The 13,482-nt window shown below is 63.5% G+C and carries 11 protein-coding genes; 7 read left to right on the top strand and 4 right to left on the bottom strand.

What is annotated here, in order from left to right; genetic code table 11:
• The first annotated feature begins 56 nt into the window (after positions 1–56).
• On the top strand, positions 57–1,175 hold the full coding sequence (gene proB / locus PQQ53_RS31060; protein ID WP_042320793.1) for a glutamate 5-kinase: 1,119 nt from the start codon (positions 57–59) through the stop codon (positions 1,173–1,175).
• Between the two features lie 110 nt (positions 1,176–1,285).
• Here proB and PQQ53_RS31055 read toward each other — a convergent pair whose 3' ends face one another.
• Both PQQ53_RS31055 and PQQ53_RS31050 read right to left on the bottom strand, forming a co-directional pair.
• Positions 1,286–1,843: a CNP1-like family protein gene (locus PQQ53_RS31055; protein WP_408328398.1), complete on the bottom strand. Its 558-nt coding sequence runs from the start codon at positions 1,841–1,843 to the stop codon at positions 1,286–1,288.
• Positions 1,844–1,919: 76 nt separating this feature from the next.
• The gene (locus PQQ53_RS31050; protein WP_408149809.1) at positions 1,920–2,660 is read right to left on the bottom strand and encodes an RNA pyrophosphohydrolase; all 741 of its coding nucleotides are present in this window, start codon (positions 2,658–2,660) and stop codon (positions 1,920–1,922) included.
• A gap of 303 nt (positions 2,661–2,963) precedes the next feature.
• Here PQQ53_RS31050 and PQQ53_RS31045 point away from each other — a divergent pair, with 303 nt between their 5' ends.
• The gene (locus PQQ53_RS31045; protein ID WP_408328395.1) at positions 2,964–4,700 is read left to right on the top strand and encodes a proline--tRNA ligase; all 1,737 of its coding nucleotides are present in this window, start codon (positions 2,964–2,966) and stop codon (positions 4,698–4,700) included.
• Between the two features lie 12 nt (positions 4,701–4,712).
• Positions 4,713–5,312 (top strand): MarC family protein, encoded by a 600-nt coding sequence (locus tag PQQ53_RS31040; RefSeq protein WP_408149805.1) that lies wholly within the window; start codon positions 4,713–4,715, stop codon positions 5,310–5,312.
• 167 nt (positions 5,313–5,479) lie between these two features.
• Here PQQ53_RS31040 and PQQ53_RS31035 read toward each other — a convergent pair whose 3' ends face one another.
• Both PQQ53_RS31035 and ffh read right to left on the bottom strand, forming a co-directional pair.
• The gene (locus PQQ53_RS31035) at positions 5,480–6,031 is read right to left on the bottom strand and encodes a hypoxanthine-guanine phosphoribosyltransferase (RefSeq protein WP_042320806.1); all 552 of its coding nucleotides are present in this window, start codon (positions 6,029–6,031) and stop codon (positions 5,480–5,482) included.
• A gap of 166 nt (positions 6,032–6,197) precedes the next feature.
• Positions 6,198–7,565, bottom strand: a complete 1,368-nt coding sequence (gene ffh / locus PQQ53_RS31030; RefSeq protein ID WP_408149803.1) for a signal recognition particle protein — start codon at positions 7,563–7,565, stop codon at positions 6,198–6,200.
• An 81-nt stretch (positions 7,566–7,646) separates the two neighbouring features.
• On the opposite strand from ffh, the gene PQQ53_RS31025 reads away from it, so the two are divergent.
• From PQQ53_RS31025 to PQQ53_RS31010, 4 genes are all read left to right on the top strand, one after another.
• Complete coding sequence (locus PQQ53_RS31025) at positions 7,647–8,573, top strand: cytochrome C assembly family protein (protein ID WP_408328392.1); 927 nt, start codon at positions 7,647–7,649, stop codon at positions 8,571–8,573.
• Positions 8,574–8,583: 10 nt separating this feature from the next.
• On the top strand, positions 8,584–8,904 hold the full coding sequence (locus PQQ53_RS31020) for a PP0621 family protein (protein WP_408149799.1): 321 nt from the start codon (positions 8,584–8,586) through the stop codon (positions 8,902–8,904).
• The gene (gene ampD / locus PQQ53_RS31015) at positions 8,901–9,497 is read left to right on the top strand and encodes a 1,6-anhydro-N-acetylmuramyl-L-alanine amidase AmpD (protein ID WP_408149797.1); all 597 of its coding nucleotides are present in this window, start codon (positions 8,901–8,903) and stop codon (positions 9,495–9,497) included. The genes PQQ53_RS31020 and ampD overlap by 4 nt, the downstream gene beginning before the upstream one ends.
• A gap of 529 nt (positions 9,498–10,026) precedes the next feature.
• Positions 10,027–13,023, top strand: coding sequence for a ribonucleoside-diphosphate reductase subunit alpha (locus tag PQQ53_RS31010; RefSeq protein WP_408149795.1), 2,997 nt, complete (start codon positions 10,027–10,029; stop codon positions 13,021–13,023).
• The last annotated feature ends 459 nt before the right edge of the window (positions 13,024–13,482 follow it).

The following is a 13,482-nucleotide window of genomic DNA, read 5'->3' as shown; positions in this document are numbered from 1 at the left end:
CGGGCTTGGGCGGGCTGCCGGCATGCATCATGCGTCATCTTGGGAGACAGCGCACAATGCGTTCCGTCATCGCAGATTCACGGCGATTGGTAGTGAAAGTCGGTTCGAGCCTCGTCACGAACGACGGGCGGGGCCTCGATCATGCTGCAATCGGCCGCTGGGCCGCGCAGATTGCCGCGCTGCGTGCGCAAGGCAAGGAAGTGGTGCTGGTCAGTTCGGGGGCCATCGCCGAGGGAATGCAGCGGCTCGGCTGGACCAAACGACCACGCGAAATCGACGAATTGCAGGCGGCCGCGGCCGTCGGTCAAATGGGCCTTGCGCAGGTTTACGAAAGCCGCTTTGCCGAGCACTCCATCCAGACCGCGCAGATTCTGCTCACTCACGCGGACCTGGCCGACCGCGAACGCTATCTGAACGCGCGCTCCACGTTGCTCACGCTGCTGCGTCTGGGAGTGGTGCCGATCATCAACGAGAACGACACGGTCGTTACCGACGAAATCAAGTTCGGTGACAACGACACGCTGGGCGCGCTGGTCGCCAACCTGATCGAAGGTGATGCGCTCGTCATCCTCACCGATCAGCAAGGTCTCTTCACCGCCGACCCTCGCAAGGACCCGAGCGCCACGCTCGTTCAGCAAGCCGATGCGGGCGCGCCGGAACTCGAGGCAATGGCCGGCGGCGCGGGTTCGAGTCTGGGTCGCGGCGGCATGTTGACCAAGATTCTCGCTGCGAAGCGCGCGGCTCACAGCGGCGCGAATACGGTGATCGCGAGCGGACGCGAAGCGGATGTGCTGTCGCGGCTGGCGTCAGGCGAGGCGATCGGTACGCAGCTGATCGCGCGCACTGCACGGATGGCAGCACGCAAGCAGTGGATGGCCGATCATCTGCAGGTGCGCGGCCATGTGGTGATCGACGATGGTGCGGTCGAAAAGCTGACGGCGGGCGGCAAGAGCTTGTTGCCTATTGGCATCGTCGGTGTGCAGGGCGCTTTTGCGCGCGGCGAGGTGATCGCTTGCCTGAGCCCCGCGGGGCACGAAGTGGCGCGCGGCCTGACGAACTACAGCAGCGCGGAAACCAAGCTGATTCAACGGCGTCCGAGCGGCGAGATCGAATCGGTGCTCGGCTACATGCTGGAGCCCGAGTTGATCCACCGTGACAACCTGGTGCTCGTCTGATTTACTGACCGGCAGACGTGTACGGCCGATAAAAAAGCCGTTCCAGCAAAAGCTGGAACGGCTTTTTTCATGTCCACGACGATTCAACAAACGCGCTTACGAACACCGCCTCAGTGAATCAACGAGGTCGCGGTACGCTTGTAGCGGATGTTTTCGACAATCTGCGCGGCCTTCCCCGTAGGCATCTTGTTCGCGCACATATAGTCCTGATACAGCGCCGCGTGATAAGCGTTCAGCGCGCCGTTCTCGATGCGCGAAAACTCGTTGGCGACCGTCCTGTCCCAGTCGTCATGATCCGCATTCAGGCCCGCATACAGACGCCATTCGTAAGTGTCGCAGCGGATTCCTTCGTAGTTCACATTGCGAGCGCCGCTTGGGCTCGTCACGACCACGGTATAGCGCACCACGCCGTCGGTGCCCACGCTCAGCGAATTCCGGTCGATCGCGAACTGCAGCGGTGTATTGCCCGACACCTCGAACGGCAGCAGATTCGACTCTTGCGGCAGCGGCGGCAAGGTGTCCACCTGGTTTTCAACCCAGTTGCCTTTACGGTCGAGCAGGTAGACAAACGCGCTGTCGTCTTTATTGGTGGGTTTGCTGGCGCTCGAGCAGCCAGCCAGCAGGGCGCCGGTGGCGACACACGCCACGACGAGTGCAAGTGCTTTCAATATGGTTTCCTCGAAACACTGGCGCGGCTCGAGGAGCCGCGCCAGCAGAGGCGGCATGGACAGCCGCACAGAGTTGTTAATTGCGCACGCCCGGGCGGAACAGCGAGCCGGCGGTTTCGTCGGCCGATTCTTCCAGGCGTTCCGGATCGGCGCCCACCTCGGCCGCTGACCTGGAATCCTGACCGCAATCGGACGCGATCGTGACGTGAACCGATGTTTCGACGCTGACGGTGGTGATGGAAGTCACCGTCATTACCGTGGAATCCGGTGGACTTTCCATCGACGACGCTATCCGGGGATAACGCGGCCCATGGTGCCCGCCAGGTTTTTCCGCACGCGGCGCAGCCCGGCGCATGAAACGGGATAGCTCCGTCAGCGCCAACTGATACACATCCCGCTTGAACTCGATCACACAGTCGAGCGGCACCCAGTACTCGTTCCAGCGCCACGCATCGAACTCAGGGTGGTCGGTGGCGCGCAAGCAGATGTCGCAGTCGCGTCCCACCATCCGGAGCAAGAACCAGATTTGCTTCTGGCCGCGGTAATGACCGCGTACTTCGCGCTTGATGAACTTGTCAGGCACCTCGTAACGCAACCAGTCGCGCGTGCGACCGATCACCTTGACGTGCTCAGGAAGCAGTCCGGTTTCTTCGTGTAACTCCCGATACATCGCTTGCACGGGGGTCTCTCCGTACTTGATGCCCCCTTGCGGAAACTGCCAGGAATGTTCACGGAGCCGTTTGCCCCAAAACACCTCGTTGTGCGCGTTCAAGAGGATGATGCCGACGTTCGGGCGAAAGCCTTCACGATCCAGCATACAACCACCTTCGAATCCTTTAAAATTGCTTTGATTATAAACAGATAACGGACCCGACGCACCGAATCGCACCAGAATGGAACGAATCGCCGCAAAAGCCCCGTATTTGCGGTAGCCTGTCAGTCTTTCCGGGCCTTATCCCTTGTGCATAAGCTTTGCGCGCGGCTTCGGCGCCGCGCTCGGGCAGCGTCGTTGCCGGTGTCAGGCGAACCGTGCTGGCTCAGCGCCGGATCTGTATCGATTTCCCCACCGTTTTCACCTTTCGGGCGGTCCCTCCGGAGCCGCCGCTTTTGGATAATCTGAATGAAAGCTTCCCGTTTCTTTATCGGCACTTTGAAAGAAGCTCCCGCCGACGCCGAAATCGTCAGCCACAAGCTCATGGTGCGCGCCGGCATGATCCGCCGCGTCGCCGGCGGTATCTATAACTACCTGCCGGTCGGCCTGCGTTCGATCCGCAAGGTGGAAGCCATCGTGCGCGAAGAAATGAACCGGGCAGGCGGGATTGAATTGCTGATGCCGTCGGTGCAGCCGGCCGAGTTGTGGCAGGAATCGGGCCGCTGGGAAAAGTACGGCCCCGAGTTGCTGCGCTTTAAAGACCGCAAGCAGTCCGATTTCGTGCTCGGCCCGACGCACGAAGAAGTAGTCACGGACATCGCGCGCAACCAGATCAAGAGCTATCGCCAGTTGCCGGTCAACTTCTATCAGGTCCAGACGAAGTTCCGCGACGAGATCCGTCCGCGTTTCGGCGTGATGCGCGGCCGCGAGTTCATCATGAAAGACGCGTACTCGTTCGACAAGGACGCCGAAGGTCTGCGCGAGTCGTATCGCAAGATGTACGACGCGTACGTGCGCATCTTCACGCGCCTCGGTCTGGACTTCCGCGCGGTGGCCGCGGACAACGGTTCGATCGGCGGTAGCGGCTCGCACGAATTTCACGTGATCGCCGACACGGGCGAAGACGCGATCGCCTACTGCCCGACCTCGGACTTCGCCGCGAACGTCGAAGCGGCCGAAGCGCTGCCGCTCTACGCGCAACGCGCCACGCCGGCCGAAGCCATGACCAGGACCGCGACGCCCGGCAAGGCGAAGTGCGAGGCCGTCGCCGAACTGCTGAACATTCCGCTCGAACGCACGATCAAGTCGATCGTGCTGGCAACGGAAAACGAAGGTGCCGAGCCGACCATCTGGCTGCTGATGCTGCGCGGCGATCACGATCTGAACGAGATCAAGGCGAGCAAGCTCCCCGGTCTGGCCGACTTCCGCATGGCAACCGAAGCCGAAATCATTGCAACTTTCGGTACGCCGCCGGGTTACCTCGGTCCGATCAACACGAAGAAGCCGGTCAAGGTTGTCGCGGATCGCACGGTCGCGAACATGAGCGATTTCGTGGTCGGCGCGAACGAGGTGGATTACCACATCGCCGGGGTGAACTGGGGCCGCGATCTGCCGGAGCCGGTCGTCGCCGACATCCGCAACGTGAAGAAGGGCGATCCGTCGCCGGACGGCAAGGGCGAGATCGACATCTGCCGCGGTATCGAAGTGGGCCACGTGTTCCAGCTCGGCACCAAGTATTCGGAAGCGATGAACGCGAACTGCCTCGACGAAACCGGCAAGCCGCAGCCGATGGAAATGGGCTGCTACGGTATCGGCATCACGCGTATTCTCGGCGCCGCGATCGAACAGAATTTCGACGACAAGGGCATCATCTGGCCGGAGTCGATCGCGCCGTTCGAAGTCGTGCTGTGTCCGATGGGCTATGACCGCAGCGAGGCCGTGCGCGAGCAGGCCGACAAGCTGTACGCGGCCCTGGTCGAAGCGGGCATCGACGTGATTCTCGACGATCGTGGTGAGCGCCCCGGCGTGATGTTCGCCGACTGGGAGCTGATCGGCGTGCCGCACCGTCTCGTGATCGGCGACCGTGGCCTGAAGGACGGCAAGCTCGAATACCAGGGCCGCCGCGATGCCGAAGCGACGCTGCTGCCGGTCGAGGACGCCGCCCAGACGGTCATCGGGAAAGTGCGCGCGGCGTTGGCGCGCTAAGCGGAGCGGACGGTGGAGTACACCTTCCTCTCGGCCACCGTCCTGCTGATCCTGATCACCGATCCGCTCGGCAACATTCCGCTCTTCATTAGTTGCCTGCGCGGGGTGGCGCCCGAGCGTCGCACGGTCGTCATTCTGCGCGAAGTGGCGATCGCCTTCGCGATCCTGCTGATCTTCATGGTGCTGGGCCAAGGCTTTTTGCGCATGATGAGCCTGAGCGACCAGTCGTTGCGCATCGGCGGCGGGATCGTGCTGTTTCTGATCGCGCTGAGAATGGTGTTCCCGCATCCGGACGGTCCGTTCGGCGGCGACGCGCGCGGCGGCGAGCCGCTCATCGTGCCGCTCGCGATTCCGGCGCTGGCGGGCCCATCGGCGCTGGCGACGGTCATGCTGCTGACGTCGCAGGCGCCCGGCAAGATGTTCGAGTGGATCGGCGCGCTGACCGTCACGATGATCGTCTGCGCGATCGTGCTGATGCTGGCCGAGCGCATTCAGGTCCTGCTCGGCGAGCGCACGATGGCGGCCTTCGAGCGGCTGATGGGCCTCGTGCTGGTGGCGATCTCGGTCGAGATGATGCTCGGCGGCATCCGCTCATTCGTGCAGCACCTGTGAAGCGGGGCCGCGCGAGAACCGTTCTGCAAAGGCATTGAGTGCGCTCACATTGCGCTCCTGGCGCACCAACAAAAAAGCGGCCCACACGGGCCGCTTTTTTTTACGCCATCTCTTTGCAGGGATCGACACATGCCGCCATGGCAGCGGCGCGGTCGAACAGGTTTCGATCAAGCCCCTTCTGTCAGCGCGCGAATCGTCGGCAGGTTGCGCCAGTAACCCTTTGCGTCCATCCCGCAGCCGAACACGTAGCGGTCCGGCACTTCGAAGCCGCAGTAATCAGGGCGCAGCGGCTTGGCCTTCGGAATGATCTTCTCGCACAGCACCGCGGACAGGAAGCGCTTCGCGCCCATCGCAAGGATGCGGTCGCGGATCGCGGCCATCGTCTCGCCTTCGTCGAGGATGTCGTCGAGCACCAGCACGACGCGGTCCTTCACCGACTCGGCCGGCGCGACGCGCCACTGCATCTCGTTGCCGCCCTTGGTGGTGTTGCGGTAGCGAGTCAGATGGATGTAGTCGAACTCGAGCGGGAAATCGAGGTGCGGCAGCAGCATGCCGGTGAACACCGCGGCGCCACCCATCACCGACAGCACGAGCGGGAAATCCTCGCTCATCTCGTCGCGAATGGCGGCCGCCATGCCGCTGATCGACGCGTTGACGTCGCTGGCCGAAACGATTTCTTCGGAGTGGCTAAAAATGTGGAGGGCTTCTTCGCGGTTCATGACGTCTGGCGGGCGGTAACTGTATACATAGGGTGAGAGAGCGCCCCGCAGGAAGCTCCCTTGGGCAACGGCGGCCTGCGGTACAGAATAAACCCGCACGAGCCTGGCGTCAGCCGCGCGCGCCGTGCTTCGTGTACGTGGCGCGCGCCCATCGTTTTGCTAAAGCTTAGCGCATGCCGGGCAACATGCCCTTCATGCCTCGCATCATCTTCTGCAGATTGCCGCCCTTGAGCTTCTTCATCATCGTGCGCATCTGGTCGTACTGGTTCAGCATGCGGTTGACTTCCTGCACCTGCACGCCCGCGCCCGCGGCAATGCGGCGCTTGCGCGTAGCCTTGATCAGATCGGGCTTGGCGCGCTCCAGCGGGGTCATCGAGTTGATGATGCCTTCCATGCGGCGCATCTGCTTTTCGGCTTGGCCCATGTCGGCGCCAGCGGCGGCCTGCTGGAACTGCGCGGGCAGTTTGTCCATCAGCGACGACAGGCCACCCATGCCCTTCATTTGCGTGAGCTGCGCACGGAAATCGTTGAGGTCGAAGTCGCCGCCTTTCTTGACCTTGTCGGCGAGCTTCTGTGCGGCTTGAACATCCACGCCGCGTTGCGCTTCTTCGACGAGAGCGAGAATGTCGCCCATGCCGAGAATCCGGTTCGCCATCCGATCCGGGTAGAAGATTTCGAGGCCGTCGAGTTTTTCCGCGACACCGACGAACTTGATCGGCTTGCCCGTCACGTGGCGCACGGAGAGCGCCGCGCCACCGCGCGAGTCGCCGTCGAGCTTGGTGAGGACCACGCCGGTGAGCGGCAGTGCGTCGCTGAACGCCTTGGCGGTGTTCACCGCGTCCTGGCCGAGCATCGCGTCGACGACGAAGAGCGTTTCCGCCGGCTTCAATTCACGGTGAAGCGCGGCGATTTCCTGCATCATCGCTTCGTCGATACCCAGGCGGCCGGCCGTGTCCACCAGCAGCACGTCGTGGTAGTGGCGCCTCGCCCAGTCCACGGCGGCGCGCGCGATGTCGACCGGCTTCTGGTCCGGTTCCGACGGGAAGAAATCCGCACCGACCTGCTCGGTCACCGTCTTCAACTGTGCGATAGCGGCAGGCCGGTAGACGTCGCACGAAACCGTCAGCACTTTCTTCTTGTACTTCTCGCGCAGCAGCTTGGCGAGCTTGCCGACCGTGGTCGTCTTACCCGCGCCCTGCAGACCCGCCATCAGAATGACGGCCGGCGGCGTGACGGCGAGATTGAGCTCGACCGCCTTGCCTTCGTAGTCGCCGCCGATGATCGCGGTCAGCTCGCGCTGCACCACGCCGACCAGCGCCTGACCCGGCGACAGACTGCTGATGACCTCTTCGCCGAGCGCCTTTTCCTTCACCTTGGCGATGAACTCGCGCACGACGGGCAGCGCCACGTCGGCCTCGAGGAGCGCCAGGCGAACTTCGCGCAGCATTTCCTGGGTGTTCGCCTCGGTGAGCCGGGCTTCGCCGCGCAGCGTCTTGACGACGCGCGCCATCCGTTGAGTCAGATTGTCGAGCATGGGGAGCGATGAACAGTGCGGCCCGCGCAGCACGCAACGTGGAAGACGTCGCGGAGTAGGGGCCTAGTGTAAACTTCGAATATGGATATTGTACTGTATGCCCTCACTGCGCTCCTCTATGGCGGTCTTGCCGTGGCAGGCTGGCGCTCGCACCGGCACGCCGCCGCGCGTCCCATGCTGGAGAGCGTGCCGCCGATGCCCGCTGCCGCGAATGTCCCGGTCGCTTCGGCCGCTTCGGGCATGAGCACGCCGGGCCGCGCGCTGCTGTTCGTCGCGCTGCTCGCCCATGGCGTGCTGCTGCATACCACCATCTTCCCGCAGAACGCGATGGTGTTCGGCTTCGCGTTCGCGCTGTCGGCGATGTTCTGGCTCGGCGCCGGCATCTACTGGATCGAGAGTTTTTTCTTTCCGCTCGATGGCCTGCGTGTGCTCGTGTTGCCGCTCGCGTGCGTCGCGTCGCTGTTGCCGCTGGCCTTCAACGGCGTGCGCGTGCTGCCCTATTCGGCCGCGCCGATGTTCAAGCTGCACTTCCTGATCGCCAACATCGCGTATGGTCTCTTTGCGATCGCGGCGCTGCACGCCATTCTGATGCTGCTCGTCGAGCGGCGTCTGCATGCGATGCGCGGCGGCCCCGCGCAGCGGCACGCGGCCGCCGCGAGCAATGGCTGGCTGTCGAGCTGGCTCGACACGCTGCCGCCGCTGCTGACACTGGAGAAGCTGCTGTTCCGCCTGATCGGCGCGGGCTTCGTGCTGCTGACGCTCACGCTCCTATCGGGCATCCTGTTCAGCGAGCAACTGGTCGACCGCGCGTTGCGGCTCGATCACAAGACCGTCTTCGCGATTCTTTCCTGGGTGATGTTCGGCGCGTTGCTGACCGCGCGCAAGGTATCCGGCTGGCGCGGCCGTGCGGCATTGCGCTGGGTGCTGGCGTCGTTCGTCGCGCTGTTGCTGGCGTACGTCGGCAGCCGTTTTGTTTTCGAGGTGCTGTTGCACCGTGCCGTAGTGTGAGCGTGTCCCCATGCGACAAATTTTTTTGCTGATCCTGCTGTTCATCGTCGGCCAATGGCTGGTGAAGGCGGTGCGCCGTCATGATGCGCAAACGGCCCGCCGCACCGGCACGGGCGCGCAGGGCGCCGGCGCTAGAAGTGCGGATGGCGCCGCCAACGGCGGCGCGCATCCGGGCGCCGCGCCGCAACTCGCCGAGCCGATGATCCGCTGCGTCGAATGCGGCGTGCACGCGCCGAAGAGCGACTCGGTCGTGGTGGCGGGGCAGCCGTTCTGCAGCGCCGCGCACGCGCAGCGTCACGGCGCGCGTCCCTCGGGCCGCGACGCTCGATGAGCGTCGAATTCGCCGTCGATGCAGACGGCTGGGTCGCCGCCGCTCGCCAACTGCCATCGCCGAATTTCGAAGCGCGGCCCGCCGGGGCCGTGCCCACGCTCATCGTCGTCCACAACATCAGCCTGCCGCCCGATGAGTTCGGCGGCACGGCGATCGCCGAACTGTTCCAGAACACGCTCGACTGCGATGCACACCCGTACTACGACTCGCACCTGCGCGGCGTGCGGGTGTCGGCGCATTTCGTGATTCATCGCGACGGCGCGCTCGAACAGTTCGTGTCGTGCAACGAGCGCGCGTGGCACGCGGGGCCGTCGAATTTTTTCGGCCGCGAGCGCTGCAACGATTTCTCGATCGGCATCGAACTGGAGGGCAGTGACACCACTGCCTTCGAAGCGGCGCAATACCGCACGCTCGGTGCCCTGGTGAGCGCGCTGAAGGCGCGCTATCCGGTCGACGCGCTGGCCGGTCACTCTGACATCGCCCCTGGTCGCAAAACCGATCCAGGGCCGTATTTCGAGTGGCAGCGGCTGCAAAAAGATACGGCGCTTGCGGATCAGTACTTCCCCTATCTCAAGTTTTCCAAAACGCGGTAACGCCCCTTCGCGCGAGTTCGCGTGATGCGAGGAGAGCCAGGCGCAGCCTCGTTCTCCGGGAGATGGCTTCGCAACGCGCGATGCAAAAAGTCAACCCCGACAGGCCAAATAAAACGATTTGACCTGCCTTGAATCTCCACTATACTTGGTGCCGTAGATTCGGTTGCACACTATATCTTGTGTCGAGTGTGCATAACTGTGTGGATAACCCGGTGCATAAATCAGCGGCGCCCCGTTCGGTGGAACATGGCGCCGCAAGCATTCCAGCAGCGAAAAAAATCTTTGGGGCGCAACCGGTAGAGACCGCCGGCCGCCTCCAGAAGCATTCAGGAAAAGGGCACAGCAAGTGATCGCGACACATCCGATGAAGACCGTTACGAATTCGAACCAGGCTTCATCGCAGTCGCATCCCGCCAACCGGCCCGGCCGGTCTTTTTCCTACCCCTCAGCGCTTCCGCTCGCGGCGGCGCAGCGTTCGATTTAATCCGCGGCACTCGCCGCAACATTTCCAGGACCAGGAGCTTTGCACATGCAAACCACCGACAACGTGACGACCCGGTACGAGGGTTCACCGACTGGCCAGGCCTTTGGCCAGGCACAAGGCGCCCAGGCGCTCGCGCCGCAGACGACCTACGCCGACTACAAGGTGATCCGTCGCAATGGCAGCGTGGTGTCGTTCGAACCGTCGAAGATCGCCATCGCCGTGACGAAGGCGTTCCTCGCCGTCAACGGTGGTCAGGGCGCGGCATCGGCGCGCGTGCGCGAACTGGTCGAGCAACTCACGCAGAGCGTGGTGCGCGCGCTCGTGCGCAGCCGCCCGAACGGCGGCACGTTCCATATCGAAGACATTCAGGATCAGGTCGAACTCGCGCTGATGCGCGGCGGCGAGCATAACGTCGCGCGTGCGTACGTGCTGTACCGCGAGAAGCGCACGCAGGCGCGCGGTCACGACGAGCAGGTCGCCGCGAGCGCGCCGGGTCTGAACGTCACCGACAACGGTGTCACGCGTCCGCTCGATCTGGTCGCGCTGCGCGGCATCATCGAATCCGCTTGCGCGAACCTGGGCGACGCCGTGAGCGCCGACCCGATCATCGCGGAAACGGTGAAGAATCTGTACGAAGGCGTGCCGATGAGCCAGGTCTACGACTCGGCCATTCTCGCTGCGCGCACGATGATCGAAAAGGACCCGGCGTACAGCCAGGTCACCGCGCGCATCCTGCTGCACACGATCCGCCGCGAGATCCTCGAAGAAGAAGTCACGCAAGCCGAAATGGGCGAGCGTTACGCCGAATACTTCCCGCAGTTCATCAAGCGCGGCGTGCAAGCCGAGCTGCTCGACGACAAGCTGCTGCAGTTCGACCTGAAGCGCCTCGGCGCCGCGCTCGACAATAACCGCGACCTGCAATTCGGCTACCTCGGTCTGCAAACGCTGTATGACCGCTACTTCCTGCATCACGACAACGTGCGCATCGAAATGCCGCAGGCATTCTTTATGCGTGTCGCGATGGGCCTGTCGCTGAACGAGATCGACCGCGAAGCGCGCGCGATCGAGTTCTACAACGTGCTGTCGAGCTTCGACTTCATGTCGTCCACGCCCACTTTGTTCAACTCGGGCACGCGCCGTTCGCAACTGTCGTCGTGCTACCTGACGACGGTCGACGACGACCTCGACGGCATCTACGAAGCGCTGAAGGAAAACGCGCTCCTCTCGAAGTTCGCCGGCGGTCTGGGCAACGACTGGACGCGTGTGCGTGCGCTCGGCTCGCACATCAAGGGCACCAACGGCAAGTCGCAAGGCGTCGTGCCGTTCCTGAAGGTCGTCAACGACACGGCGGTCGCCGTGAACCAGGGCGGCAAGCGCAAGGGCGCGGTGTGCGCGTACCTGGAAACGTGGCACCTCGACATCGAGGAATTCCTCGAGCTGCGCAAGAACACCGGTGACGACCGTCGCCGCACGCACGACATGAACACGGCGAACTGGATTCCCGACCTGTTCATGAAGCGCGTGATGGAAGGCGGCGACTGGACGCTGTTCTCGCCGTCCACCTGCCCGGACCTGCACGACCTGTTCGGCGCCGAGTTCGAAGCGGCTTACACGGCTTACGAAGACAAGGTCGCTCGCGGCGAGATCAAGCTGTTCAAGAGAATTCCGGCGGCGCAACTGTGGCGCAAGATGCTGGGCATGCTGTTCGAAACCGGCCATCCGTGGATCACGTTCAAGGATCCGTGCAATGTGCGCTCGCCGCAACAGCACGTCGGCGTCGTCCACTCGTCGAACCTGTGCACGGAAATCACGCTGAACACCAGCGACGCGGAAATCGCGGTCTGCAACCTGGGCTCGGTGAACCTCGTCGCGCACCTGAAGGAACAGGCCGACGGCACGCTCGCGCTCGACCACGACAAGCTCAAGCGCACCGTCAGCGTGGCGATGCGCATGCTCGACAACGTGATCGACATCAACTACTACGCGGTCGCCAAGGCCCGTAACTCGAACCTGAAGCACCGTCCGGTCGGCATGGGCATCATGGGCTTCCAGGACTGCCTGCATCTGCTGCGCACGCCGTACGCGTCGCAAGAGGCGGTCCAGTTCGCCGACACGTCGATGGAAGCGGTCTGCTACTACGCTTACTACGCATCGACCGAACTGGCGCAGGAGCGCGGCCGTTACTCGAGCTACCGTGGCTCGCTGTGGGATCGCGGCATCCTCCCGCAAGACTCGGTGAAGCTGCTCGCCGACGCGCGCGGCGGTTACGTCGAAGTCGATTCGAGCGAGTCGATGGACTGGACCGAACTGCGTTCGCGCATCGCCACCTACGGCATGCGCAACTCGAACTGCGTCGCGATCGCGCCGACGGCGACGATCTCGAACATCATCGGCGTGTCGGCCTGTATCGAACCGACGTTCCAGAACCTGTATGTGAAGTCGAACCTGTCGGGCGAATTCACGGTGGTCAACGACTACCTGGTGCGCGATCTGAAGGCGCGCGGCCTGTGGGACGAAGTGATGGTCGCCGACCTGAAGTACTTCGACGGCACGCTCTCGCGCATCGACCGTATCCCGGCCGACCTGCGCGCGATCTACGCGACCGCGTTCGAACTCGATCCGGTGTGGCTCGTCGAAGCGGCCTCGCGTCGTCAGAAGTGGATCGACCAGGCGCAGTCGCTGAACATCTACATGGGCGGCGCGTCGGGCAAGAAGCTCGACGAAATCTACAAGCTCGCATGGGTGCGCGGTCTGAAGACGACCTACTACCTGCGCACGATGGCGGCGACGCACGTCGAGAAGTCGACGGTGGCGCACGGCGCGCTGAACGCGGTGAGCTCGGGTGGCGGCGAAGGTTCGGGCGGTGCAGCAGGTGGCGCAGCGGGCGGCTTCGGCGTGAGCGGCGGTGCGGCGTCGGGCGGCATTCAGGCTGCTGCAGCAACGCCGGCAGGCGCGGTGGACGCAGCGCCGGAAGCGGATGGTCCGGTGTGCATGATGCGTCCGGGCGACCCTGGCTTTGAAGAGTGCGAGGCTTGCCAGTAAGCACGCGGCAGGCAGCAGGATCGCTGTTTGCTGACAGGTTGTAGGTGATGACCCGCATGCAGCGATCCGCGCACCTGATCGAGGTGCGACAGAAGTGAAGTCGATGAGCGGTCCAGTTTCGATCGAGTGGCCGAAGCAGGTGAAACGAAGGTGACGCGATCGAAGCCGAGCCGCTCATCGACAGCAGTGCAGGCAACTGAAGACGCAGCAAACTGAAGACGTGAAGCAAGAGACCTGGCAGCAGAGCGGGGCTCGGCAGTCGGCGGCACCAGGCCAAGCGCGCGGCACAGCGCGCTCAGCAAACGGCTTCGAACGATGGACCGCTCAACCAGGTGGCCGCATGCATCGTTCGACATGGCATTGAACTTCACCTCGCTCACGCTGACGAAGTGGCCAATGCGAGGCAGCAGTCAGCAAGCAGTCAGCAAGCAGTCGGCAAGCGCAAGACGCTGCAAACAC

Origin of the sequence: Paraburkholderia strydomiana, assembly GCF_046030495.1 — a bacterium.
In the GTDB taxonomy this organism is placed as follows: domain Bacteria; phylum Pseudomonadota; class Gammaproteobacteria; order Burkholderiales; family Burkholderiaceae; genus Paraburkholderia; species Paraburkholderia strydomiana_A.
This window is presented reverse-complemented; position numbering and strand designations above follow the sequence as displayed.

What these genes read in the sequence shown, in the direction of transcription:
- PQQ53_RS31025 (WP_408328392.1), top strand. Translation starts at nt 7,647, where the DNA reads ATGGATATTGTACTGTATGCCCTCACTGCGCTCCTCTATGGCGGTCTT.
- PQQ53_RS31045 (WP_408328395.1), top strand. Translation starts at nt 2,964, where the DNA reads ATGAAAGCTTCCCGTTTCTTTATCGGCACTTTGAAAGAAGCTCCCGCC.
- PQQ53_RS31050 (WP_408149809.1), bottom strand. Translation starts at nt 2,660, where the DNA reads ATGCTGGATCGTGAAGGCTTTCGCCCGAACGTCGGCATCATCCTCTTG.
- PQQ53_RS31010 (WP_408149795.1), top strand. Translation starts at nt 10,027, where the DNA reads ATGCAAACCACCGACAACGTGACGACCCGGTACGAGGGTTCACCGACT.
- ffh (WP_408149803.1), bottom strand. Translation starts at nt 7,565, where the DNA reads ATGCTCGACAATCTGACTCAACGGATGGCGCGCGTCGTCAAGACGCTG.
- PQQ53_RS31035 (WP_042320806.1), bottom strand. Translation starts at nt 6,031, where the DNA reads ATGAACCGCGAAGAAGCCCTCCACATTTTTAGCCACTCCGAAGAAATC.
- PQQ53_RS31020 (WP_408149799.1), top strand. Translation starts at nt 8,584, where the DNA reads ATGCGACAAATTTTTTTGCTGATCCTGCTGTTCATCGTCGGCCAATGG.
- proB (WP_042320793.1), top strand. Translation starts at nt 57, where the DNA reads ATGCGTTCCGTCATCGCAGATTCACGGCGATTGGTAGTGAAAGTCGGT.
- ampD (WP_408149797.1), top strand. Translation starts at nt 8,901, where the DNA reads ATGAGCGTCGAATTCGCCGTCGATGCAGACGGCTGGGTCGCCGCCGCT.